Here is a 23,570-nt window from a genome sequence, read left to right as displayed (position 1 = left end):
ACTCTGGGCCGGTGCACAGCAATCACTGCGCGTAGGTGGGTTTAGCCATCCAAGGTCGGAGTGAGCAGCCGCTTCGCGACGATAGCCGCGTGGGGACGCACTCCAGGGTCGACGCGGGAGTGCGTACCGACAATGCTGAAACCGGCTTCCTGCAACAGTCCCGACAACTCCTCCACAGACCAGAAATAGGCGGACGTCACTGCGTGCGGGAACGGTTCACCCGCCGGGCCATCGAAGAAGCCGAGCAGGAGGCTCCCGCCGGGAGTGAGGCAGCGGGCAAACTCGTCCAAAACCTGGCTGACCCCATCAGGGTGAGTGTGGATCAGGGAGTACCAGGCGAGGATCCCCGCCAATGAGTCATCCGGCGTCGGCAGCCGTTGAAGTGACCCGACAGAGAACCGAGCCTCCGGACAGAACCTCTTGGCCGTCTCAATGAACTCCGGTACGAAGTCCACGCCCTGGACGTCCACCCCGGCGGAGTGCAGGAAAGCTGTCCACTGTCCGGGCCCACAGCCGGCGTCGATAACCTTCCCGGGCAATCCCCGAGCCCGTGACAACACCAGCTCCCTATCGACCGGATGCGTGCTGCTGATGGACCCGAACAGCGAGGTGTACTCGGCGGAACGCGCAGAATAGGCGGCTCTCACTGCTCCAAAGGACATGCGTCTCAGCCTAGAGGCAGTTAGCGCCCGAGCATGTTCGAGTCTCCGGCCACACAACGGCTTGCCCGGCGAACAAAGGCGGGAAGGATGCGTCCCGGCAAGAAATCTCTTGACTCCCAGACCAAGGCCACGTCAGCATAGTTTCTATAACGTTGTAAATCAGCAATGCAGACCACGCAGCACAAGCAGACAAGGACCGCCCTTTGGGAACCCCGGAAAACCCCACGGCCAAAATCACCATCGACCCCGCGTTCGTCGTAGGCCCCGTCAGGAGGAAGACCTTCGGCGCCTTCGTCGAGCACCTCGGCCGCTGCGTCTACACGGGCATTTTCGAGCCCGAGCACCCGAAAGCAGACGACGACGGCTTCCGCACCGACGTCCTCGACCTCACCAAGGAACTCGGCGTCTCCACGGTCAGGTACCCGGGCGGAAACTTCGTGTCGGGCTACCGTTGGGAAGACGGAGTGGGACCCAAGGAGGGCCGCCCAACAAGGCTCGACCTCGCCTGGCACTCCAGCGATCCCAACCTGGTGGGCGTGGACGAATTCGCCAAGTGGTCGGAGAAGGCCGGGGTTGAACCCATGATGGCCGTGAACCTGGGCACCAGGGGGACCCAGGAAGCGCTGGACCTGCTGGAGTACTCCAACATCAAGGGCGGAACGGCCCTGTCCGAACAGCGCAAGGCGAATGGCGCCGTCGAGCCTCACAACATCAAGATGTGGTGCCTCGGGAACGAGATGGACGGCTTCTGGCAGATCGGCCACAAGAAGGCCGGCGAGTACGCGCGGGTTGCCGCCGAAACGGCGCGGGCGATGCGCATGGTCAACCCGGACCTGGAACTGGTGGCCTGCGGAAGTTCGGCACCCACCATGCCCACGTTCGGCGAATGGGAGCGCGTGGTCCTCAATGAGACGTACGAGTTGGTGGACCTGATCTCGGCGCACCAGTACTTTGAGGACTTCGGGGATCTGCAGGAGCACCTGTCAGCCGGGCACCGGATGGAGGCGTTCATCAAGGATCTGGTGTCGCACATCGACCATGTGAAGTCGGCGAACAAGTCCGGGAAGCAGGTCAATATCTCGTTCGATGAGTGGAACGTGTGGCACATGTCCCGCGACGAATCCAAGGCGCCCTCGGGAGATGACTGGCCGGTGGCGCCTGTGCTGTTGGAGGACCGCTACACGGTTGCCGACGCCGTGGTGGTGGGAGATCTCCTCATCACGCTGCTGCGCAACACGGACCGCGTCCACTCCGCGAGCCTGGCGCAACTGGTCAATGTGATCGCACCCATCATGACCGAGCCGGGTGGCCGGGCCTGGAAGCAGACCACGTTCCACCCGTTCGCGCTCACCTCGCAGCACGCCTCCGGCACGGTGCTCAACCTCGCCGTCGAATCCCCACAGCTCGCGAGTGAAAAGACTGCCGGCTTTACCGCGCTTTCAGCGGTGGCGACCTATGACGCAGACGCCAAAGAGGCCGTGGTGTTCGCTGTGAACCGCTCGGCGACGGACGCGCTGACGCTGGATGCCGCCGTCGGAAGCCTCAACGCAAGCAAAGTCATTGAGGCCGTCACCTACTCCAACAAGGACCCGTACTGGCAGGCCACTGCCGACGATTCGACGTCGGTCCTGCCGTCCGAGAACGTCAGTGTGAAGCTCGACGGCGGCCGCCTCACAGCCGGTCTTCCGGCCGTGAGCTGGACCATGATCCGGTTGTCACTGGAGGACCAGGTCAACTGAAAGCTAGGCGATCTGCTGCGAGCCGTCGTGGAACATGGGGTACGCGGAGATCGGTGTGACCGTGGCTGACGGAGTTGGCTCCGGTGCCTGCGCTGCAGGTGCCGGGGCCGGCTGGTCAACCGTCACTATCTCCATGGACTCCATGTCCAGGAGCCGCCTGCTCCCGGTGTCGTCCGTGAGCCAGAAGAGGTCGGTCCCCGCGACGGTTTTCACCACGCTGCCCCGGTGATAGAGGCGGCCGTTATGCCAAGCCTCGATGTAGTCACCAGGGCTCAACGGATGCGGTTCTTCCTTGCTGCCCGGCATGCTGCCGAATGCCTGCGCCAAGCTGGCCTGGGTCTTCAGCGCCTGGAAAAGATCCCTGTTTGCAATGCTCATGTCTGCTCCCCTCAGCTGTCGCCGTCCGTTGGCATCAGCATTACGCATGTATGTTGCAGGCGCGTTGCATGGAAATGAGCGGCGTGTGACGGCTGCTGGGGCTTAGGGCACATGATGGGATGTACCCATTCATCCAAAGCGAAGGACCTCCATGCCGGGCGCTGTCACTCTTATTCATTCCGACCGGCTCAGTTCGGCAGCCGAGTACGCCTATGCTGCAACGGCCCCTGCCGGCGCACGGCTGATCTTCCTGGCGGGGTCCTGCCCGCTGAACGAGGACGGCACCACAGCAGGTATTGGGGACTACAGAGCCCAAGCGGAAAAGTCGGTTGAAAACATGCTGCTGGCTTTGGACGCCGCCGGAGCGGGGATCGGGGACGTCATTTCCACCCGCGTCCTTGTTGCATCGGCGCAGCAGTCCGACTTGGTGGCGGCGTGGGAGGTGGTGCGCGCGGCGTTCGGTGACCATGACGTCCCAAGCACCCTCATGGGCGTCACCGTCCTCGGCTACGACCACCAATTGGTGGAGATCGAAGCCATCGCCGCAGTCATCGACTGACTCCATGCCGGCCTGATCTGCAACGATGTATGCCAACAGGACAAAAGGAGCACTTGAATGGCCGTCACCATGAACGACGTCGCGCGGGTCGCCGGGGTCTCGTTGAAGACGGTTTCCAACGTGATCAACAACTACGAGTTCATCCGGGCCACCACCAAGCAGCGCGTCCTGGACGCCATTGACGAGCTGGGCTATGAAACCAACCTGACGGCCCGGAGCCTTCGCTCGGGCAAGACCAGCATGCTCGGATTGGTCCTGGCCGATCTCTCGATTCCGTACTACGCCGAGTTGGCGTCTGACATCATGAAAGCCGCGTGGACCCGGGGCTACCGTGTCCTGGTGGAGCAGTCCGGGAATGAGCCTGAGCACGAAAAGGCGGCGCTCCAGGGCCAGTTCCGCACCCTGACTGATGGACTCCTTTTCATTCCACTTGCCTTGGATGCTGAGCAGATTATTGATGCGGCGGGCAAGAAGCCGTTGGTCCTGCTGGGTGAGTTCGTTCAGGATCCGCGGCTGGATATGGTCCTCATTCAAAACCACCGGGCCGCCGCTGCCGTCACCGCCCACCTGCTGGCCGGCGGCCGCCGTCGTATAGCCGTTGTGGGGGCGCACGACGGCGACACGACAGGCAGCAACGGCCTCCGCCTTGAGGGGTACAAGGCTGCGCTCGCTGACGCCGGCGTTGCGTACGATCCCGCCTTGGTGGTCGATTGCGATTGGCGGCGCGACGGAGGTGCTGAAGCCATCGGGCGGTTGTTGGACAGCGGCGTGGAGTGTGATGCCGTGTTTGGGCTCAACGATGCCCTCGCGCTGGGTGCGCTGCATGAGCTTCTGGTCCGCGGCAGGAAGGTCCCCGAGGAGATCGCCGTTGCCGGTTTCGATGACATCGATGAGGCGAGGTTTGCCTCGCCGTCGCTGACCACTGTGGCGCCGGGGCGGGCGGAAATTGCGGAGCGCGCCGTCGAACTCCTGATCAACCGGATTGAAAACAAGGATGCCGCGCCCGCTGTTCAACAGCCCGAGGCGTCGTTTGAACTGCGGGTCAGGCAGTCGGCGCCGTAGGGCGCCCACGCCCGGGCCGTTAGTGTTTGAGGAATGAACGTGATCCCCGCTGAAGTTGTTACCCCTGCTGTCATGATCGACCTCGATGTCCTGGACCGGAACATCGAACGCATGGCAGCAAGCATGCTCAGCAGGGGACTCAAGCTCCGGCCGCACGTCAAGACGCACAAGACCCTGGAGATCGCGCGCAGGCAGCTGTCAGCCGGGGCCGTGGGGATCACCGTTGCCACGATCGGCGAGGCCGAGGTCTTCGCAGCGGACGGCGTGAAGGACATCTTCATCGCGTACCCACTCTGGGTTGAGGCCACGCACGCTGATCGCCTGCGGGCCTTGACGGCAACGTGCCGCCTGGCCGTTGGCGTGGATTCGGCAGAAAGCGCGACGGCGATGGGCCGGCAACTGGGCGCGGACGCCGGAAGCGTTGAGGTGCTGATCGAAGTGGACAGTGGTCATCACCGCAGCGGCGTTCTGCCGGATGAAGTGGTGGACGTCGCCCAGGCAGCTGCTGGCGCCGGGTTGATGGTTTCCGGTGTTTTCACGTTCCCCGGCCATAGCTACAAGCCGGGTATGCCCACGGGGGCGGCGAGCAACGAGAATGAGGCGTTGGGTTTTGCAGCAGCGGCGCTGACGTCGGCTGGTTTCGAAGTGAAAACCATCAGCGGGGGATCAACGCCCACGGCCATGATCTCCGGCGATTCCGCAGCCACTGAACTGCGTCCCGGAGTTTACGTGTTCGGCGATGCCCAGCAACTGGAGCTTGAACGGTGCACGTGGGACGACATCGCGTTGACCGTTGCAGCCACGGTGGTCAGCCGACATGAGGCAACAGGCGGGAACGTGCGCCGGGTGGTGGTGGATGCCGGCAGCAAAATCCTGGGCAGTGACCGCCCGGACTGGGCCACCGGCTACGGACGGCTTCCCGGATACCCCGAAGCCAAAGTGACTGCGCTGTCCGAGCACCACGCCACAGTTGTGTGGCCGGAATCCTCGGAACTGCCGCCTTTGGGCACTCGGCTCAGGGTCATCCCCAACCACGTGTGCCTGGCCATGAACCTCGTAGATGAAGTTACTGTGGTGCGCGATGGTGCCGTGGTGGAGCAATGGGCCGTGGCAGCACGCGGGCGCAATAACTAGAAGTCTCCGCAGTTCCGTATTAGCGCACAAAAGCTTTACCTAATACATGTCCTGTGACAGAGTGTCATCAAACGTGCTTTTCCGCCTGTTTCGATTGATGACTGGAGTTTCCATGAACCTCTTCTCCGAAGAGCTCAAGCGCCACACCTCGGCCGCCCATGAGCATGCCGAGCAGGCGGGCTTCGTGACGGAGCTGCTGGCGGGTCGGATGGACTCAGGCCAAGTGGCCGCCATGCTGCTGCAGAACGTGGTCATCTATAGGTCGCTGGAGTCAGCCCTGAAGGTCAATCAGGACCCGCGGCTCGCGGCCTTCGCTGACCCAGCCCTCATGCGGGTCGAGGCATTGGAAAAGGACCTGGATGTGCACTATGGCCACGACTGGGAGTCCAAAGTGGCATCAGGCGAACTTTACGTAACGCCCGGCGCCAAGGCGTACGCTGACGAGCTCGCAGCACTCGGTCCGATGTCAGCCACCTATCTCATAGCCCACCACTACGTGCGTTATCTGGGTGATCTTTCCGGTGGCCAGATCATCTCCGCGCTTGTTCAGCGGCACTACGGACTAGGCCCTGAGGGTCTGAATTTCTACGCGTTTGACCATATCGAAAAGATCAAGCCGTATAAGGACATGTATAGGACCCGCCTGGACGAGGCCGACTTCTCAGAGATCGAGAAGCAGGAAATCCTTCACCATGCCGAAGTTGCTTTCGAAACCAACCGGCAGGTCTTCGTGGACCTGATGGAGCACTACCTGGAGCTAGGCCACGGCCCGCACGGACTGGAACAGGGTGTGGAACTCCCGGTTGTGGTAGACCAGCGGGGCTGAATCGGCGGGGCTGAACCGGATATCCGTAACGGTTGCGGCCAACAGCACGGAGCCACCCAGGGGCGCCCGATGGACGATCTCGCACCGCAATGCCCATGGAGCTTCCCTGAGCAGTGGCTCGCCTGTGGCCAGCACTTCCCAGTCCATGTCGCTGGTGAAGCGTGGGGCTGTGGGGTCGGAGAAGGTGCGCACGAGGTCCACTTGGTCCGCGCCCACCAGGTGCACGACGATCGTTTGCGCGGCAGCGATATGCGAAGCTGACCGGCCGCCGGTGACGGAGAAGGCGAGCGTCGGTGGATCCACCGCCACCGATGCCACCGAGGATGCCGTGAGCCCTACGGCTCCTTCCGGCCCTGACGCGGTGATGATGGCAACTCCTGCTGGGTGAGAGCGGAAGGCGGCCTTGAAGAGCTCGCCGACCGGCTCTGCCGGCAAGGGGGTCTGATGGGACATTCATGAACCTTCGGGGGACTGGTTGGGGTTGGCGCCGTTTTGCGGAAGCGCACCTGAACGATCCTAAGACCTCAAGTTAAGTTGAGGTCAATTCGGGCAAATTCGACCCCCGGTTGAGACAGGTTGGAAACGTCGCCGAAACTTCCGCTCCCTACGCTGGTCACATCTGTCACGGACGTGCCCACGTACAAGGAGAATCCATGCATCTTTTGCCCCGCGAGCAGGAGAAACTCATGATCGTGGTCGCTGCCGATCTCGCGCGGCGCCGTCAGGGGCGGGGGCTGAAACTGAACTACCCCGAGGCCGTGGCGATCATCAGCTACGAGCTCATCGAAGGTGCCCGTGACGGCAGGACCGTCGCCGACCTCATGAGCTACGGAACCACCCTGCTCCGGCGCGAAGACGTGATGGAAGGCGTGCCGGAGATGATCCACGACGTCCAGATCGAAGCTACCTTCCCTGACGGCACCAAGCTTGTCACCGTCCACCACCCCATCCGCTAGGAGCCCCCATGATCCCCGGTGAATACAGGCTCCTGCCCGGTTCCATCACGTGCAACAGCGGCCGTGAGGCAATCGCCGTCGAGGTAGTGAACCGCGGCGACCGCCCCGTCCAGATCGGTTCGCACTACCACTTTGCCGAGGCGAACCGCGCCCTTGAGTTCGACCGCGACGCCGCCTACGGCCGCCGCTTGGACATCCCGGCCGGCACCGCCGCGCGGTTCGAGCCTGGTGACCGGAAGACCGTGCAGTTGATCGAAATTGCGGGGGCGCGCGAGGTCTTCGGGCTCAGTAACGCTGTCAATGGAAAGCTCGACGGCGGCACTCGCCTGAGCGGGTCTGTTTCGGAAGGAGACGCCAAGTGAGCTTCAAGGTTTCCCGCAAGCAATACTCCGAGCTGTACGGCCCGACGACGGGCGACGCCATCCGCTTGGCCGACACCGAGCTGTTCCTCGAGATCGAAAAGGACTATACGGTCTATGGCGAAGAAGTGGTGTTCGGCGGAGGCAAAGTCATCCGCGACGGCATGGGCCAGAACGGCCAACTGACCCGTTCGGAGGACATCCCGGACACCGTCATCACCAACGTGATCGTCCTGGACTACAGCGGAATCTACAAAGCCGATGTAGCCCTCAAGGACGGGCACATTTTCAAGATCGGCAAGGCCGGCAACCCGCAGATCGCCGACTCCGTGGACATCGTGATCGGCGCCAGCACGGAGATCATCGCCGGCGAACGGAAAATCCTCACCGCCGGCGGCATCGACACCCACATCCACTTCATCTCCCCGGAACAGGTTCCGGCAGCGCTCTGCAATGGCATCACCACGATGGTGGGTGGCGGCACCGGCCCGGCCGAAGGCACCAAAGCCACCACCATTACGCCGGGCGCCTGGCACATCTCCAGGATGCTCCAAGCCGCCGAGGGACTCCCCGTTAACATCGGCCTGTTCGGGAAGGGCCACGCATCCGCCGTCGAGCCCCTCGCCGAGCAGATCCGCGCTGGCGCGGTCGGGCTCAAAGTGCACGAGGACTGGGGCTCCACCACCTCGTCCATCGACATGTCCCTGCGCGTTGCCGACGAATACGACGTCCAAGTGGCCATCCACACCGACACCCTCAACGAGTGCGGCTTCGTGGAAGACACCATCAGGGCAATCGACGGACGCGTCATCCACACCTTCCACACCGAAGGCGCCGGCGGTGGGCACGCCCCGGACATCATCAAAATCGCCGGCCTGCCCAATGTCCTTCCCGCCTCCACCAACCCCACACTGCCGTACACGCGCAACACCATCGAAGAGCATCTGGACATGCTCATGGTCTGCCACCACCTCAACCCCGACATCCCCGAAGACGTAGCGTTCGCAGACTCCCGCATCCGTGCCGAAACCATCGCCGCCGAGGACGTCCTGCACGACCTCGGCATCTTCGCGATCACCTCTTCCGACTCCCAGGCCATGGGGCGTGTTGGCGAAGTAGTGACCCGGACCTGGCAGGTAGCCGACGCCATGAAACGCCAGCGAGGCGTGCTGAAAGACCCGACTGGCGCTGCCCACGGATCTGCCGAATCGGACAACTTCCGGCTCAAACGGTACGTGGCCAAATACACCATCAACGCGGCCATCGCCCAAGGCATGGCAGACGTCATCGGCTCCGTGGAAGAAGGAAAATTCGCGGACCTCGTCCTCTGGGACCCAGCATTCTTCGGCGTGAAACCCGAGCTCGTCATCAAAGGGGGCCAGATCGCCTACGCGCTCATGGGCGACGCCAACGCCTCCATCCCCACGCCCCAACCCCGCACCATGCGGCCCATGTTCGCCACGTACGGCAAAGCCCTCCAGCAGACGTCCATCACTTTCCTGTCCAAAGCAGCGATCGACGCCGGAGTGCCCGCCGAACTCGGCCTCGAACGCATCATCAAACCTGTCACCGGCATCCGCAACCTCACCAAAGCGGACCTCAAATACAACGGCGAAACCCCGGACATCGTCGTCGACCCCGAAACCTACAAAGTGAGCGTCGACGGCGTCGAAGTCACCTCCCAGCCCTCCGACGTGCTGCCCATGGCGCAGCGCTACTTCCTCTTCTAAACCGTTTAGGATCCACATGATCATCGAAGAAATCCTGGGCAACCTCCACGAACAGCCCAACGCCTACGCCGGGCACCACCAAGAAAAAGTGGTCCTCCCCAGCGCAATGCTCGTCAAACGCATCCAACGCGTCACCACCGACCACGGCAATGAACTCGGCATCCGCCTCCCCACCGGAACCGGCGACCTCCGTGACGGCGACATCCTCGCCGTCGACGACCACAACGTCATCATCATCTCCGTGCTGCCCACCGACGTCCTGGTGATCGGGCCGCGGAGCATCCACGAAATGGGGGTGGTGGCGCACTCCCTTGGTAACCGGCATTTGCAGGCACAATTCTTCGACGCTGCATCCGAATACGGGGCCGAAGTTATGGTCTGCCAGTATGACCACACTGTGGAGGACTATCTGAAGAGCGTCGGCGTCCCCTACGACAGGCAAGAGCGGGTCATGCCGGTGGCCTTCCGCCATGCTGAGCATTCGCACTAATACCGCGGTCCTGCTGCCGTCCGGGGGTGGCCGTGGCTGGGGCGCCGTTCTCGGCGAGCCTGCGGCGGATGATAGGGGCCGTGCCCGCTTCGCGGTGCCCACCACGCCGCGGCCCCTATCCTCCGCCTCCGTCGAGGTTCGCCGCGGCGGCGTCGCGGTTGACCCCGCCAGCGAGGCAGTATGACCTCCTATCAGCTTGCTCTTCAACAGTTGACCGACTCCGCGTTGCCTACGGGGGCGTTTGCTCATTCTTTGGGGTTTGAGAGCTACATACATCGTGAGTTGGTGTGTGATGAGGGGTCTTTTGGGGTTTGGCTGGGTGCTTTTGTGGGGCAGCAACTGACTTATTCCGATGGGTTGGCTCTGCGCTTTCTTTACGAGGGGGTGGATGTGGGGGCTTTGGATTCTGTTCTTTCTGCGCAGTTGTTGGCTCGGGAGGTTCGGGAGGCTTCGCTCAAGATGGGGGGACGACTGTTGGAGATTGGGGGGGAGGTGTTTCCTTCCGGCGAGTTGGCGGCGTATCGGGGGCTTGTTCGGGAGGGGTTGGCTTCGGGGCATCAGCCTTTGGCTTTTGGGGTGATCGCGCGGTCACTGGGTGTTCCGTTTGAGGCGGCGATCTCTGCCTATTTGTTTGCCACCGTTACTTCGCTGACGCAGAACGCCGTGCGGGCAATCCCGCTCGGGCAGAACGCCGGGCAGCGGGTACTTCGCCAGGCGCACGACGCCGTTGCTGCCGCCGTCGAGGATGTAGCACAGCTGTGCTGGGACGACTTCGGGGCCGTCAGCCCCGGCCTTGAAATTTCACAAATGCGGCACGAACGGCAACGCGCCCGCATGTTTATGAGCTAGCTAGTGCAAAGGACAGAAAACATGACAGAACCCATCAAAATCGGCGTCGGCGGTCCCGTCGGAGCAGGCAAAACCCAGCTCGTTGAACGCATCACCCGGCACATGAGCGGCGACATCTCCATGGCCGCCATCACCAACGACATCTACACCATCGAAGACGCCAAAATCCTCGCCGCCAACGGAATCCTCCCCGAAGACCGCATCATCGGCGTCGAAACCGGCGGCTGCCCCCACACGGCCATCCGCGAAGACACCTCCATGAACACGGCAGCCATCGAAGAACTCAAATTACGGCACCCCGACCTGCAGGTTATCTTCGTCGAATCCGGCGGCGACAACCTCTCCGCCACCTTCAGCCCCGAACTCGTCGATTTCTCCATCTACATCATCGACGTAGCCCAAGGCGAAAAAATCCCCCGCAAAGCCGGCCAAGGCATGATCAAATCCGACCTCTTCATCATCAACAAAACCGACCTGGCACCCCACGTCGGAGCGGACCTCGCTGTCATGGAGAGGGATTCCAAGGAATTCCGCGGCAACAAACCGTTCTGCTTCACGAACCTCAAAACGGACGAAGGGTTGGACGCCGTCCTCAACTGGATCCGGCGCGACGTCATGATGCTCGATCTAGCTTCGTGACGGTTCTTGGGGCGGCGGCTGCGCCGGATTTTGGGCCGTGCCCGCTTCGCGATGCCCGCCACGCCGCGGCCCAAAAATCCGGCTACGCCGCCTCTGTGGTTTCGTCACCACGCGAGATGCGCGTATGAACACGACGACGCAGGTAGGTTTCGGCCCGGACGTTTTGGGGAACGTGGCGCTCGACGCTGGGTTGGCTGTGGGCGAGCGGGATGTGCGGGGGCGGTTGGAGCTGGGTATTAGTTTGCGCGGGGGGAGGTCCGTTGCTTTGCGGCAGTTTCATGAGGGCGCTTTGAGGGTGCTTAGGCCGCATTATCTGGATGAGAGCGGGCAGGTTTGTTATGTCATGGTCAATCCTGGCGGGGCGTATTTGGGGGCTGATCTGTTTGTTGTTGAGGTGGAGGTTGGGGCGGGGGCGGATCTGCTGTTGACCACGCAGTCCGCCACCAAGGTGTATCGGACTCCGGGGTCGTTTGCTGAGCAGCGGATGAGTGTCCGGCTGGGGGAGGGCTCGCGGTTGGAGCTGATGCCCGATCAGTTGATTGCCTACCGGGAGGCGAGCTACCGGCAGAATACGCACATCAGTCTCCACCCGACGTCGTGCCTTGTCATGGCGGAGGTGGTAACGCCGGGGTGGTCGCCGGACGGCGCATCCTTCAGATTCGAAGAGGTCCGGCTGCGGAATGAGATCTGGATAGAGAGCGGGAACGGACCAAAACTGTTGGCCCTCGATAACCTGCTGATTCGCCCACCCGTCAACGACGTAACCGGGATGGGGTTCATGGAGGGCTTCAGCCACTTGGGATCTTTGGTGGTGGTGGACCCGCGGGTTGACCAGGGGCTTGCTGATGACTTGGACCGCATTTCCCGTGATTTTGATGCGTACACGGGAGTTTCCTTGACGGCGACTATTGCCGGGACTACTGGGCTTGTGCTGCGATCGTTGTCCAACAGCACTGAGGAACTCAACACATTGCTGGGTGTTTGCTCCGGCGTCCTGCGGGAACGTTGGTACGGGCAGGGACCCTTGAACCTGAGGAAATACTGATGACTGCACTGACCGAGTTCGCCACCATGTACCGGCAGCGGGAGACGTTGTCCCTGCGGGCCCGGCTGCTGTTCACGTTCGGTGCCGTGGCCGCATTGCACGTTGCCGCCGTCGTGCTGTTGCTTGCGGGTACGGCAGGCGCCGCGCAGCCGCTGGCGCTGGGACTGGTGGTCACCGCATATGTGGCCGGCATCAAACACAGCTACGACTGGGACCACATTGCCGCGATCGACAATTCCACCAGAAAGTTCGTGGCACAGCGCAAGGACCCCGTGAGCGTGGGGTTTGCGTTCAGCCTGGGGCACAGTTCCGTGGTGATCCTGGCGGGGCTGTTGGTGGTGGCGGGTGCCACGTTGATTGGGCAGTTCATGGAGGACGGCACCACCGGCAACAAGGTGCTGGGCTTGATCGGCAGCGGTGTCTCCGGGCTGTTCCTGTTGGCGATGGGCCTGTTCAACGGCTCCGCGTTCGTCCGCGCCACGCAGGTTTACCGGAGGGTGCAGGCCGGCGGGGAAGTGCGCCAAGAGGACCTCGAAGCGAAGGGTTTCGTGGCCCGCCTGCTCGCCAAGCCGCTGTCCAAGGTGGAGCGGCCACGGAACATCTATGTCATCGGTTTCCTGTTCGGGCTCGGGTTCGACACTGCCACCACCATCGGGCTGCTGGTCATCACCACGACGGCGTCACTCGCCGGGGTCTCACCGCTCGCCTTGATGGCCCTCCCGCTCGCGTTCACTGCCGCCATGACCCTGTGCGATTCAGTCAACGGCGTGGCCATGATGAAGATGTACACATCAGCTATTCGCAACCCGCGGCGCAAGCTCGGCTTCAACGCCGTCATCACCGGCATCTCGGCAGTCTCGGCGCTGTTCATCGCGGTCATCACGCTGGGTGGGTTCGTGAATTCCGCATTTGAACTTGAGGACCCGCTGACCTTGTGGCTCGGCGGCATTGACCTTGGCGACGCCGGCCTCATCCTGGTGGGACTGTTCGTGCTCGTGTGGGCCGTATCAGCCTGGCGTGGCCGGCATGGGCGGTCAGCGCAACCCATCTAAGTCGCAGTTGAGCGCGTTTAGCGGCCTCAAAACGCGCTCAACTGCTACCTACTTGGGCTAGGAAGCTGCCACCGCGTTGAACAACTCGTTCGTATCCACGCCCAGGTCCGGGGCGTCCAGCACGTTCGTCAGGAACACGACGCAGCGGTCCTGGTCCGGGAACATCCACCACTCGGTCCCGGACCAGCCGGGGTGGCCGTAGATCCCCTTCGCCAAAAGTTCCGACTCGTTGGCGGGCAGCTGGAAACCCAAGCCCGTGTGCCGCAGGGGAGCGGGCCGGGTAGTGATGTGGGAAACCTCCGTGGTGCGGGGCCGGCGCATGGCAGCAAGGGTTGCGGGCCGTACTGCTTTCCCCGAATCCCGCAACAGCTCCGAACCGAGATTGAGCAGGTCCGTGGCGGTGCCGAACAGGCCCGCGCCGGGATGCCTGTGCTGGTACATACCCTCCACGTTCAGACCCGCAGCCTCGGTGCCGTGGACCGTGTGCGGGTTGCAGTCCGAGCTGAACGTGAGCGATCCAGCGCCGGTGTCCGCTGCCAGGGCAAGCAGTTGCTCCTCGAACGGGCGCCCATCTGCCCACTCGGCCATCGCGGCGGCCCCTTCAAAAGCGATGTTGCAGTACTGGACCAGGCTTCCCGCGTAGAAGGCTTGCTCCGCTGAGGTGAGAGTCTCGCGGAGGGGAGTGCCGCCGTCGAGCGCCGGGTCCGCAATACCGGAACGGTGGCTGAGTAACTGCTCCAAGGTCACTGTGTCCGTGCGTCGGGCGCCGAATCCGGGCACGGCCGCGTCAAGGGAGGCACCCAGGGACAACCTGCCCTGCTCCACCTGCCGCATCACGGTCAAGGCGCTGATGGGTTTGGTGACGGAGAAAAGCGCAAAGTGGTCATCGGCCGTGGCTTGCCTGCCGCCGTCGGTCCCGAAGGCCACAACGTCCTCGATGCCGTGGCTGGACGCGATCCCCAGCACAGCAACCGGCACGCGCCCAAGGTCTACCTGCTTACGGGCCCAGTCTGCGGAGGGTCCTGTTTCCATCATGGTTCTTCCACGCTCTCGTTGAGGGCTTTGTGCGTCGAATCTATCGCGGGTGACTGAAGAAACTTGCCAACGCCTGTAACCGTGGCGGCCTGGCCGGAAACTATACAAGTATCCTGCAGTTCAGGGCTCTATATCAGGGGGAAATAATCGTGCTTTCCGAGCGCGAATTGGCGTTCATCGCCATTCACAAAGACAGCTACCCATCCGTCTTCAAATTCGTCTGTCGACGCGTTGAATCCGTCGAGGCAGCGGAGGAGATCGCAGCAGACGTGTTCCGCATCGTCTGGCAGAAGTGGACCGACGACTCACGCCCGGAGCTCCCGTATTTACTGACGGTAGCGCGGAATCTGGTGGGGAACGCGTACAGAACCCGCGACCGGCGGCTGGCGCTGCAGGAAAAGCTGCGGACGACGGCGGTGGAGCGGTTTGGCGGTGAGTCCGAAAACGTCGCGGTACAGGATGCCATGATCCGGTTGCGTGAACAGGACCGGGACATCCTCCAGCTGGCCTATTGGGACGGCTTGAGTACCGCGGAAATAGCGGGCGTGCTGCAGTGCAGTGAATCGGCGGCCAAAGTCCGCCTCCACCGGGCCCGAACGGCGTTCCGGAAACAGATGCCTGCAGGGGCCGAAACCACCACACAAAAGATGGGGGTCTGAAGACAATGGATCCGATCAAGAACCAGATTTCAGCGATTGACCCGCTCACTGTCGATCCAATTGCTGAGCCCAACGGAGAAGAAGCGCTGCACAGGATCCTTTCGGGCTCCACGGTGTTCAGCGACAGCCACCCGGTGGCGGCAGTGGCGTCCCTTGACCAGCGCAGGCGACGTAAGGCACAAATTGCGGGCGGGCTGTTGCTCGCAGCTGCGGCCGTCACGGCGGGAGTGCTGGTAGCCGCCAACCTTGGCTCGGTGAACACCGCGCCGGCACCTGCCGTCACAGTCACCTCCACTGAAGCGACACCCACGCCCAGCGTTTCCGTCACGCCAACACCCACGGCGACACCGTCGGCTACGCCATCAGCGACGCCCACGGCTACGGCAACGGCTGCCGCGCCCACTTCCCCGCCGGCTCCAACCGTTCCCGTGGTGGCACCTACCCCCGTTTCCACCACGACATTGCCGCACGCTTCCCTTTCGCGGACCTTCACCTTCCCCGACGGGCACCTCTCCTTCACGCTTCCGGTTGGTTGGAGCGCATATACGGAGCAGGGGCCCTATCTTTCCGAGGAAACGAAGGCTGCATCCCAAGGGGCCACCATCCTGGACAGTGCAGGCACCAAGGTGGCAATGGTGGGCAGCGGGTTCTACGGAGACGGCACCGCGGGCGAGGTAACCCGGACTGTCTATGACCGGGCTGCCGTCCCAGGGCTGAGGGATATCTCCGGCAATCCTGTGGAGTTTGGTTTCGCGGCCAACCAAGCCAGGTACGTTCCGTACGGAGCGCCGGAGGGCAGTGCCAAAGTCCTGGGTGATATGTCCTATTTCATGGACGTTCGCCTGGCCTCGGAGCTTCAGTCCGGGGAGACGGACTCGGGAACCAACCTGATCAGGATGCCCAACGGATTCATGAACGGCTACGTGCTGTTCGACTTCGACAAGCAGCCCACCTTCGCAACCCCCGAGGCAGCCAAGGCGTGGATGGGCACCACGCAGTACGCCCAGCTCAAGTCCTTGCTCCTGAGCCTGAGCTACAAATAGCCCATCTGAGTAGCAGTTGAGGCCGTTCTGAGAGCTCAAAACGGCCTCAACTGCAACTTACTTTGGGTCGGCGGACGGGTTGGTTAGCGGACGGTGACCAGGTGGCTGGCGGGGTCGTACCGGAAGGTGACCGGGCCGCCGTCGTGCTTCACCGCGATGTTGCTGCCGTTCGGGGCGCCGGCCAAGCCGTAGTTCTCAGCCCAGGAGCCGTTGATGGCGGCCTTGAATTCGTAGCTTCCGGCGGGCAGGTTGGGCACGTTGAGTTGCCACAGCCGATGCGTCGGCTCGTAGGTCATCAATGCCTGCTCACAAGACGGCTGCCAGTCCTCGGTGCAGCCCAGTTCGGTGTTGAGGCTGCCGGCCACGGAAACGGACTCGGGCTGGGTGGGTTCACCCACCACACCGCTGCGCGGCTCACTGGCCGATGTCTGCCCCCGGTTGTCCAGCACCACGGCGCGGTATTCCACGGACGTTCCCGCCTCCAGCGAGGACACGTCATGGAACACTTGGTACGGCGCGTTGTCGTCCGTGCCGATCGCTTGCCACTCGCCGCCGGCCGTACGCGACTGGAACGTTACCTCATAGAACGAGCTGCCGTCGACGTCGGCTGTCACCTTCACACGGGACGCGTCGCCGGCCGCGGTGACTGGCTTCTTAAGCACGACGGCGGGCGCCGCCTTGGACTTCGCGAGTCGCCCCGCTGCTTCGTACACCACGGCGGAAAGCGGCGGGACGGTGACGTTCAGCTTTGCCTGTGCATCGGTTTTCGCATGAGCGGCGGCGTCACCGTAGACCAGGTTGAACGGTTGCTTCGCCTCATACGTGGGAATTGCGGCTGTTTGGGCCGTCTCGCTGTTGTTCACGGCCACGAGGTATTCGCGCTGGTCCTTGGCGTCGATACGGGAGAAGGCGTAGATCCCGGCGTCGTCGGCGGCGTAGCGGTTTTGCTGCGCCCCGGTGCGGAGGGTGGGGTGCTCAGCGGTGAGCGCGGCGAGTTCGCTGATCTTTTTGTACAGCGGGTGCTCGGTGTTGAAGTTGTCCGTGGCGTGGGTGGAGTTGGTGCCCAGGAGGTCGTCATCCAGATACTCCTGGACCTTGCTCGCGAACAGGGTCTGCCGTGAATCCTGGTCGCCTCCCGCGCCCGTGAAGCCTTGCTCGTCTCCGTAGTAGACCACCGGGTTGCCTCGCGAGAAGTACATCAGCTCATGGGCCAGCTCGTCGCGTTCCACCAGTTCGGCGTCGGACGCTCCTGCGTTGTCCTGGGCGATGAACGTGCCGATACGGCCCATGTCGTGATTGCCCAGGAATGTGGGCAGCTGGTAGACGTTGGAATCGGCGTCGGTGTACCAATCATCCCCGTTGAAGAAGTCGGCCAGCCCGGTGGCCTTGCTGCCTTGGGATGCGAAGCTGCGGGCCGCGCCCTGGAAGCCGAAGTCCAGCACAGCCTGCATCTTGTTCCTGGTGGTGAATTTGGACGTGATGCTCTTTGAGGTGTCGAAGACCTCCCCGAACATGAAGAACTCGTCCTTGCCCTGTTCCTTGGCGTAGCTGAGAACCTGGGGTCCGAATTGCTGCCAGAACTCATCGTTGACGTGCTTCATGGTGTCGATGCGGAAACCGTCGATGCCGAAGTCGCGGATCCAGGTTTTGTAAACGTCCATCATCCCGTTGACCACTGTGGGGTTTTCGGTGAACAGGTCATCCAGGCCGAAGAAGTCGCCGTAGAGGGAGTCCTCGCCGGCAAAGTTGGTGTTGCCGCGGTTGTGATAGAGCGTGGGGTCGTTCAGCCAGGACGGAACCTTGACGTCTTTCTCGGCGGCCGGGACCACGGGCGTGTACGGGAACGACGTCGCCGGGTCCAAGGCCGGGAAGTCTTGCGTTCCGGCGTAATCGCGGTCGTCGAAGACGTCGCCCGCAGCCGTCCGGTAGGGCTCGGCTTCCTTGGAAATGTAGGGTGCGGACTGAGTCTCCTGGTACTGGATGACATCCGCCGTGTGGTTGGTGATGATGTCGAAGTACACCTTCATGCCCCGCGCGTGGGCAACATCAATGAGGGTCTTCAGCTCGGCATTGGTGCCCAAGTGAGGGTCGATCTGCGTAAAGTCCGTGACCCAATATCCGTGATAGCCAGCGGAACTGTTCGCTTCGGTCCCGTCACCCTGGACTGCTTTGTTCTTGAAGCTTGGCGTGAGCCAGAGGGCGTTGGTTCCCAACCCTTGGATGTAATCCAGGCGGTCCTGCAAGCCCTTCAGGTCACCGCCGTTGAAGAACCCTTTGCGGGTGGGATCGAAGCCGGACACCATGGGATCCGCGCCCAGCCCGCCGTCGTCGTTGGTGGTGGTCCCGTTGTTGAAGCGGTCTGCCATGACGAAGTAGAAGTTCTGGTCGCTGACCCCTCCGCGGATGGAGTGCTGGGCTGCGGGATCCGGCTTTTTGGCGGCGGGAGCGGCGCCTGCGGGGAGGATCGCTGTGGCGGTGAGTGCCGCCGTCGTGAGGACGACGGCGGCGAGGCGGCCCAGGGGGCGGCGTTGTTGGGGGAGGGCAGGTCTATAGCTGCGAGTTAACAAGTGATGGAACCTTCCGCTAAGCGACAGTGCTGTGGGACAAGTCACAACTGTAAGCGCTTGCGTACTCTTAATCCAGATTCTGCATTAGTTACTGGATGTGAAGAAGTCTGTAGGGCACCAATTACTGGAAGCGTTTGCAGCAGCCCTGGCTGGAAATTCGGGATTTCGGCACTGTGCTCCTGCATCAGCGTCCCCTGGAATGCTATGCATTTGTCCATAACGCAGCCCTTGTGACTTGCATAGGGTTGAAGAGATCTGCTTCACACCACGCAGTGCCCCGATCTACTCCCAAGGATGAGTTTCAACGATGAAGAGCATCGCCCTCCTGCGCGAACGAGCCACCCGCACCATGCCTACCGGTTCCCACTGCCCGGCATCGGGCCTGTGGAGCCCGGAGTCCGATCCGGACGCCGTCCAGGTGTTCCCCGAGGGCCACGTGCTTCCTGCCCACAACGGAGTAGCAACTGTCTGGCGGCGCCGCACGGCCGCCGAAGTGTCAGCGTGACCAGCTCCATCCTGAACCGGCCCGCCGACTACCGGCACGTTCCTGCCGCAGAGTGGTCCGAGCTCAGCTCCGGCGATCCTGTGTGGATTTACGACGTCGCCTGGGGCGCCGGGACAGGCCGCGTTGACGACGTCTCCAAGCACCAGGAACTGCTCTGGGTGGTCCTCGAACCGACGGGCCGCAAGCTGCTCTGCGGCACTGACGACGTCCAGGTCTGGTCCGTCTAAAAAGACTCGCCGAGGTGGCATTTAATACCAATGTCTGAGCGGATCATACGTATTAAATGCCACCTCGGCGGTAGTTAAATCAGCATGCTGGGTGAGCCCGTCTCCACGCGGCCCACGGGGCCGTCCGGCAAGCCGGTGGCCGGGTCCAGCCTGAAACTTACGACGTCGTCCGACCCTTCGTTGGCGACGTACAGCCAGCCTTCGCGGACCAGGTGATGGCGGGGCCAGTCACCGCCACACGGAACGTCCGCAAGGGGCTCAAGCCCAGTGCCGTCGTGGGTCACCTTCAGTACGCAGATGCGGTTGGATCCGCGCACGCCCATGTAGGCGAAGCGGCCATCCGGTGACAACGCGATCTCCGCTCCGGAGTCGCCGTCGAACGGCTTGTTGACGCTGGCCGGAACAACGGCCGTGAGCTCGTACGTGCCATCCGGTTCCATCCTGACAATGGCCACCTCCACCGAATACTCGGTGTCCACCAACACGGACCCGCTGTGATGCCGTGCCATATGCCGCGGGCCCGAGCCCTTGGGAAGCACCACCTGATGATCGGGCTGCAGGCCTTCGCCGGGAGCATACTTCCACACGCGGACCAGGTCATGCCCAAGATCGGTGGTCATCACTCGGCCGTCGGGGAGCATCAGGCTCGAATGCGCGCGACTGGGACGTTCGCCTTCAGTGGGTGCCGTGAAGTGGGGATCGACGGCGGCTGCCGCGCTGGTGCGCGAGGTGATGGCGCCGTCGTGGTCCAGTTCGTAGAGGATGACCTGGCCGTCACCCCAACAGGTGGCCACAATGAAACGGCCGTGGGGATCCACCGCAACGTGGCAGGTGGCCTCTCCGGCAGGCCAGGGCTCACCGAAGGCCTCCAGTTCTGCCTCGCCCGTCCGGCGATAGGCCCGGACCGTTTTACCTTCCTCGGCGACTGCGTAAACCAGCGGAAGCGTGGGGTGCAGCGCAAGGAACGACGGCGAGTTGGCAGCAACCGCTAAACCGGCGGACGTTAGGTGCCCGTGGTCGTCTGCCGAGAGCACGGCGATGCCTTTGCCGTTGCCGTTCCGGTCCGCCGTGTAGGACCCCACCCAGATCAGCGTGTCAGTGGTTTTCGATTCCATGCTTAGTGCCCCTGCACGTCCGAGTCGACGCCTGCGTCAGGTCCGGCGTCGAGGGTTTGCAGTTTGGAGAGGTCTTCCTGATCCAGCTCGAAATCGAACACGTCCAGGTTCTCCTGCATCCGTTCCGGATTGGCGGTCTTGGGAATGGCAACCAGCCCCTGCTGGACATGCCACCGCAGCACCACCTGGCCCGGAGTCTTCCCGTACTTCCCGCCGATGCTTGCCAGCACCGGCGCGTTGAGCAGATCGCTGCTGGCACCCAACGGGCTGTAGGACTCTGTGATGATGCCGTGCCGCTCGTTGTAAGCCCGGGCTGCCGGACGGGGGATGGAAGGGCTGACCTGGACTTGGTTCACCGCCGGCACCACCTCCGTTTCCCGGAACAGTTGGTCAAGGTGCGCCGGTTTGAAGTTGGAGACGCCGATGGAGCGAACTTTCCCGGAGGCCTGCAGTTCCTCGAAGGTCTTCCACGTGGAGACGAACTCGCCGCGGCGCGGGAGCGGCCAGTGGATCAGGAGCAGGTCAACATACTCCAGGCCGAGGCGTTCCAGCGATCCTTCAAGCCCGTCGATGGCCTTACCGGAGCCTTGGAATTCGCCATCCAGCTTAGTGGTGATGAACAGGTCTTCACGACTCACTCCACAGGCGCGGATGCCGTTGCCCACACCCGTCTCATTCCCGTACTTTTTTGCCGTGTCCACGTGCCGGTAGCCATGTGACACCGCCTCCACCACGGCGTCGGCCACCTCGGCGTCATTCAGTGGCCACGTGCCGAGTCCCAGTTGCGGGATTTTGAAACCGTCGTTCACTTCGATCAGTGGGGCAAGTGCCATGGGCTGGGTCTCCTCTGGGTTTCTCTGTTTCTACGCTGACCGCTGGCTGCTTGGCAACAGTTATCTTCGTGACCAGTCATGGAGCCGATCACTCAACTCCATGAAGTCTTCCTTCACTACCTGCAGCTCCGGGTGGGCATCGTGCCACTCCACGATTTCCCGGGCGCCGTCCGCGAACGGGATGGTGGCCCGGTAATCAGGAACCAGCGCCTTGATCTTTGAGTTATCGAACACCACGGAGTGGGAGCGATCGCCCAGCAGGTTGGGGCCAAGCTCCGGGCTGTGGGCGGCGATGGTCTCTGAGGAAACGTGGAAGAGTTCGGGCTCCGCAACGCCGGCTGCCCTCGCGAACAGGCGATAGACCTGATTCCACGGCAGGAACTCATCCGAGGTAATGGTGTAGCTCTCGCCAATAGCCTGCGGCCTGCCCAGCAGTCCGACGAAGGCCTTGGCGAAATCCCTGCTGTGGGTCAAAGTCCAGAGCGAGGTTCCATCTCCATGAACCAGGATGGGCATCCCCGCGCGCATGCGGTGAATGTCGGTCCACCCGCCCACCATGGCGATCTTGGTGCGATCGTAGGTATGGGATGGCCGTACCACCGTCACCGGAAAGTCCTGTTCGCGGTAGGCCTCGAACAGCAGTTCCTCACAGGCGATCTTGTCCCGGGAGTACTGCCAGAACGGGTTCTTCAGTGGGGTCGATTCACGGATAGGCAGTGTTGTTGGCGGTTTTTGGTACGCCGAAGCGGAACTGATGAACACGTACTGACCCGTCCGCCCACGGAACAATTCCATCCCGGCAAGCGCCTGGTCCGGGGTGAAGGAGATGAAGTCCGCAACGGCGTCGAACTCCCTTCCCCCGAGTAGTTCCCGCGCTGCGAGCGGGTCGCGGATGTCCGCGTGGAGGACTTCGGCACCCTCGGGGGTCGGCCGACCGGCTGACCGTCCCCTGTTGACGATGGTCAGCCGGTGACCCAGTGCGACGGCGCGTTCAGCCGCCGCCGCACTGATGACGCCGGTTCCGCCGATGAACAGGATGTTCCGCGGCGCAACGGTGTCCGCCGCCGTTCCGAGGTTGCCGGGGAAACTGGGGTCGCTGAAGCTGCTCACCAGGCGTAGTCTTCGGGGGCGGGGCGATGGCCCGGGAAGATGTCGTCCAGCCGCTTGAGGGCGTCCTCGTTCAGCGTGACGTCCAGTGCCCGGATGGCTGCATCCAGTTGTTCCTGCGTGCGGGGGCCCACGATCGGTGCCGTGACAGCGGGTTGGTGAAGCAGCCAAGCCAGCGCTACGTCGCCGGGCGCGTGGCCCAGTTCGTCCGCGAAATCCTCGTACTGGCGGATCTGGTCCTCGTGCTTCTTGAGGGTTTCCAGGGCCCGGCCCTCAGCACGGCGAACTCCCTGCTCCTCCTTCTTGAGGACGCCACCCAGCAGCCCGCCCTGCAGCGGCGACCACGGAATCAGGCCCAGACCATACTGTTGGGCCGCCGGAATGACCTCAAGCTCCAGTTCGCGCCGGAAGAGGTTGTAGATGGACTGCTCGCTGACCAAGCCGGTTTAGTTCCGCCTCCGGGCAGCTTCCTGCGCCTGGGCAATGTGCCAGCCCGCAAAGTTGCTGCTGCCCGAGTACAGGATCTTGCCTTGCTGGACGGCGACGTCAATGGCCTGCCAGATCTCGTCCCAGGGGGTATCTCGGTCAATGTGGTGGAACTGGTAGATATCGATGTAGTCCGTCTGCAAGCGCTTCAGGCTCGCGTCCAGCGCGCGCCGGATGTTCAGTGCCGACAACTTGGACTCGTTGGGCCGGTCAGTCATGGTGCCGTACAACTTGGTGGCCAGAACGGTCCGTTCGCGGCGCTCGCCGCCCTTCGCGAACCAGCGGCCGATGATTTCCTCGGTCCAGCCGCGGTGCCCGGCCCCGCCGTATACGTTGGCGGTGTCAAAGAAGTTGATGCCGGAATCCAGCGCGGAGTCCATGATCGAATGGGCCGTTGCTTCGTCCGTCTGGGGACCGAAGTTCATGGTGCCCAGGCAGAGGCGGGAGACTTTCAGGCCGGAGCGGCCAAGGTGCGTGTACTGCATGGTTGTTGAGTTCCTTTGTTTTGTACAG

General features: G+C 62.8%; 26 protein-coding genes and 1 pseudogene. 18 read left to right on the top strand and 9 right to left on the bottom strand.

The genetic code is table 11. The annotated features are described in order from the left end of the window. Window positions 1-41: 41 nt before the first annotated feature. Complete coding sequence (locus RQH14_RS02350) at window positions 42-662, bottom strand: class I SAM-dependent methyltransferase (RefSeq protein ID WP_311211729.1); 621 nt, start codon at window positions 660-662, stop codon at window positions 42-44. A gap of 203 nt (window positions 663-865) precedes the next feature. Between RQH14_RS02350 and RQH14_RS02345 the strand changes: the two genes are divergently transcribed. Next, window positions 866-2,401, top strand: coding sequence for an alpha-N-arabinofuranosidase (locus RQH14_RS02345; protein WP_311211728.1), 1,536 nt, complete (start codon window positions 866-868; stop codon window positions 2,399-2,401). A gap of 3 nt (window positions 2,402-2,404) precedes the next feature. On the opposite strand, the gene RQH14_RS02340 is transcribed toward RQH14_RS02345, so the two are convergent. Beyond that, window positions 2,405-2,779 (bottom strand): hypothetical protein, encoded by a 375-nt coding sequence (locus RQH14_RS02340; protein ID WP_311211727.1) that lies wholly within the window; start codon window positions 2,777-2,779, stop codon window positions 2,405-2,407. A 151-nt stretch (window positions 2,780-2,930) separates the two neighbouring features. Between RQH14_RS02340 and RQH14_RS02335 the strand changes: the two genes are divergently transcribed. The 4 genes from RQH14_RS02335 to RQH14_RS02320 all read left to right on the top strand — a co-directional run bounded on the left by RQH14_RS02335 (window position 2,931) and on the right by RQH14_RS02320 (window position 6,360). Next, a complete protein-coding gene (locus tag RQH14_RS02335) occupies window positions 2,931-3,338 on the top strand; it encodes a RidA family protein (protein ID WP_311211726.1) in 408 nt (135 codons plus the stop codon). Between the two features lie 57 nt (window positions 3,339-3,395). Continuing rightward, window positions 3,396-4,400: a LacI family DNA-binding transcriptional regulator gene (locus RQH14_RS02330; RefSeq protein WP_311211725.1), complete on the top strand. Its 1,005-nt coding sequence runs from the start codon at window positions 3,396-3,398 to the stop codon at window positions 4,398-4,400. A gap of 33 nt (window positions 4,401-4,433) precedes the next feature. Continuing rightward, window positions 4,434-5,534 carry a D-TA family PLP-dependent enzyme gene (locus RQH14_RS02325; RefSeq protein ID WP_311211724.1) on the top strand — a complete coding sequence of 367 codons (1,101 nt, stop codon included), beginning with the start codon at window positions 4,434-4,436 and terminating at the stop codon, window positions 5,532-5,534. Window positions 5,535-5,646: 112 nt separating this feature from the next. Continuing rightward, window positions 5,647-6,360: a biliverdin-producing heme oxygenase gene (locus tag RQH14_RS02320; protein WP_311211723.1), complete on the top strand. Its 714-nt coding sequence runs from the start codon at window positions 5,647-5,649 to the stop codon at window positions 6,358-6,360. Here the strand turns inward: RQH14_RS02320 and RQH14_RS02315 are convergent. Further along, entirely contained in the window at window positions 6,292-6,813 is a 522-nt protein-coding gene (locus tag RQH14_RS02315) for a flavin reductase family protein (RefSeq protein WP_311211722.1), read from the bottom strand. The genes RQH14_RS02320 and RQH14_RS02315 overlap by 69 nt on opposite strands. Before the next feature lie 200 nt (window positions 6,814-7,013). Here RQH14_RS02315 and RQH14_RS02310 point away from each other — a divergent pair, with 200 nt between their 5' ends. From RQH14_RS02310 to RQH14_RS02270, 9 genes are all read left to right on the top strand, one after another. Continuing rightward, a complete protein-coding gene (locus tag RQH14_RS02310; protein WP_311211721.1) occupies window positions 7,014-7,316 on the top strand; it encodes an urease subunit gamma in 303 nt (100 codons plus the stop codon). An 8-nt stretch (window positions 7,317-7,324) separates the two neighbouring features. Beyond that, entirely contained in the window at window positions 7,325-7,678 is a 354-nt protein-coding gene (locus RQH14_RS02305; protein WP_311211720.1) for an urease subunit beta, read from the top strand. Next, the gene (ureC, locus tag RQH14_RS02300; RefSeq protein WP_311211719.1) at window positions 7,675-9,405 is read left to right on the top strand and encodes an urease subunit alpha; all 1,731 of its coding nucleotides are present in this window, start codon (window positions 7,675-7,677) and stop codon (window positions 9,403-9,405) included. Before RQH14_RS02305 ends, ureC begins: the two co-directional genes overlap by 4 nt. Before the next feature lie 16 nt (window positions 9,406-9,421). After that, entirely contained in the window at window positions 9,422-9,895 is a 474-nt protein-coding gene (ureE, locus tag RQH14_RS02295; protein WP_311211718.1) for an urease accessory protein UreE, read from the top strand. Then, window positions 9,876-10,079 carry a hypothetical protein gene (locus RQH14_RS02290; RefSeq protein ID WP_311211717.1) on the top strand — a complete coding sequence of 68 codons (204 nt, stop codon included), beginning with the start codon at window positions 9,876-9,878 and terminating at the stop codon, window positions 10,077-10,079. Before ureE ends, RQH14_RS02290 begins: the two co-directional genes overlap by 20 nt. Continuing rightward, window positions 10,076-10,744 carry an urease accessory protein UreF gene (locus RQH14_RS02285; RefSeq protein ID WP_311211716.1) on the top strand — a complete coding sequence of 223 codons (669 nt, stop codon included), beginning with the start codon at window positions 10,076-10,078 and terminating at the stop codon, window positions 10,742-10,744. The genes RQH14_RS02290 and RQH14_RS02285 overlap by 4 nt, the downstream gene beginning before the upstream one ends. Before the next feature lie 21 nt (window positions 10,745-10,765). Then, on the top strand, window positions 10,766-11,383 hold the full coding sequence (ureG, locus tag RQH14_RS02280; protein ID WP_311211715.1) for an urease accessory protein UreG: 618 nt from the start codon (window positions 10,766-10,768) through the stop codon (window positions 11,381-11,383). Between the two features lie 343 nt (window positions 11,384-11,726). Next, on the top strand, window positions 11,727-12,428 hold the full coding sequence (locus RQH14_RS02275) for an urease accessory protein UreD (protein ID WP_311211714.1): 702 nt from the start codon (window positions 11,727-11,729) through the stop codon (window positions 12,426-12,428). Next, window positions 12,428-13,480 carry a nickel transporter gene (locus tag RQH14_RS02270; RefSeq protein ID WP_311211713.1) on the top strand — a complete coding sequence of 351 codons (1,053 nt, stop codon included), beginning with the start codon at window positions 12,428-12,430 and terminating at the stop codon, window positions 13,478-13,480. The genes RQH14_RS02275 and RQH14_RS02270 overlap by 1 nt, the downstream gene beginning before the upstream one ends. A 57-nt stretch (window positions 13,481-13,537) precedes the next feature. Here RQH14_RS02270 and RQH14_RS02265 read toward each other — a convergent pair whose 3' ends face one another. Further along, on the bottom strand, window positions 13,538-14,515 hold the full coding sequence (locus RQH14_RS02265) for a serine hydrolase domain-containing protein (protein WP_311211712.1): 978 nt from the start codon (window positions 14,513-14,515) through the stop codon (window positions 13,538-13,540). Window positions 14,516-14,664: 149 nt separating this feature from the next. Between RQH14_RS02265 and RQH14_RS02260 the strand changes: the two genes are divergently transcribed. Both RQH14_RS02260 and RQH14_RS02255 read left to right on the top strand, forming a co-directional pair. Further along, complete coding sequence (locus RQH14_RS02260; RefSeq protein WP_311211711.1) at window positions 14,665-15,174, top strand: sigma-70 family RNA polymerase sigma factor; 510 nt, start codon at window positions 14,665-14,667, stop codon at window positions 15,172-15,174. A gap of 5 nt (window positions 15,175-15,179) precedes the next feature. After that, complete coding sequence (locus tag RQH14_RS02255; RefSeq protein WP_311211710.1) at window positions 15,180-16,217, top strand: hypothetical protein; 1,038 nt, start codon at window positions 15,180-15,182, stop codon at window positions 16,215-16,217. A gap of 83 nt (window positions 16,218-16,300) precedes the next feature. Here RQH14_RS02255 and RQH14_RS02250 read toward each other — a convergent pair whose 3' ends face one another. Beyond that, window positions 16,301-18,784 carry an alpha-amylase family glycosyl hydrolase gene (locus RQH14_RS02250; protein ID WP_311211709.1) on the bottom strand — a complete coding sequence of 828 codons (2,484 nt, stop codon included), beginning with the start codon at window positions 18,782-18,784 and terminating at the stop codon, window positions 16,301-16,303. 307 nt (window positions 18,785-19,091) lie between these two features. On the opposite strand from RQH14_RS02250, the gene RQH14_RS02245 reads away from it, so the two are divergent. Together RQH14_RS02245 and RQH14_RS02240 are read left to right on the top strand one after the other, a co-directional pair. Beyond that, window positions 19,092-19,289: a hypothetical protein gene (locus RQH14_RS02245; protein ID WP_311211708.1), complete on the top strand. Its 198-nt coding sequence runs from the start codon at window positions 19,092-19,094 to the stop codon at window positions 19,287-19,289. Further along, window positions 19,286-19,516 carry a hypothetical protein gene (locus RQH14_RS02240; protein WP_311211707.1) on the top strand — a complete coding sequence of 77 codons (231 nt, stop codon included), beginning with the start codon at window positions 19,286-19,288 and terminating at the stop codon, window positions 19,514-19,516. Before RQH14_RS02245 ends, RQH14_RS02240 begins: the two co-directional genes overlap by 4 nt. Window positions 19,517-19,590: 74 nt before the next feature. Here the strand turns inward: RQH14_RS02240 and RQH14_RS02235 are convergent, their stop codons facing one another. From RQH14_RS02235 to RQH14_RS02220, 4 genes and pseudogenes are all read right to left on the bottom strand, one after another. Beyond that, on the bottom strand, window positions 19,591-20,631 hold the full coding sequence (locus tag RQH14_RS02235; RefSeq protein ID WP_311211706.1) for a beta-propeller fold lactonase family protein: 1,041 nt from the start codon (window positions 20,629-20,631) through the stop codon (window positions 19,591-19,593). Between the two features lie 2 nt (window positions 20,632-20,633). Then, window positions 20,634-21,464 (bottom strand): aldo/keto reductase, encoded by an 831-nt coding sequence (locus RQH14_RS02230; protein ID WP_311211705.1) that lies wholly within the window; start codon window positions 21,462-21,464, stop codon window positions 20,634-20,636. A 60-nt stretch (window positions 21,465-21,524) separates the two neighbouring features. After that, on the bottom strand, window positions 21,525-22,574 hold the full coding sequence (locus tag RQH14_RS02225) for an NAD-dependent epimerase/dehydratase family protein (RefSeq protein ID WP_311211704.1): 1,050 nt from the start codon (window positions 22,572-22,574) through the stop codon (window positions 21,525-21,527). After that, a pseudogene (locus RQH14_RS02220) lies at window positions 22,571-23,542 on the bottom strand (aldo/keto reductase). The gene RQH14_RS02225 and the pseudogene RQH14_RS02220 overlap by 4 nt, the downstream one beginning before the upstream one ends. Window positions 23,543-23,570 lie beyond the last annotated feature (28 nt).

The sequence above is a fragment of the Arthrobacter sp. WCS2018Hpa-7 genome (assembly GCF_031843805.1).
In the GTDB taxonomy this organism is placed as follows: Bacteria; Actinomycetota; Actinomycetes; order Actinomycetales; family Micrococcaceae; genus Arthrobacter.
The sequence above is the reverse complement of the archived record's forward strand: the minus strand, read 5'-3'. Positions and strand labels throughout refer to the sequence as shown.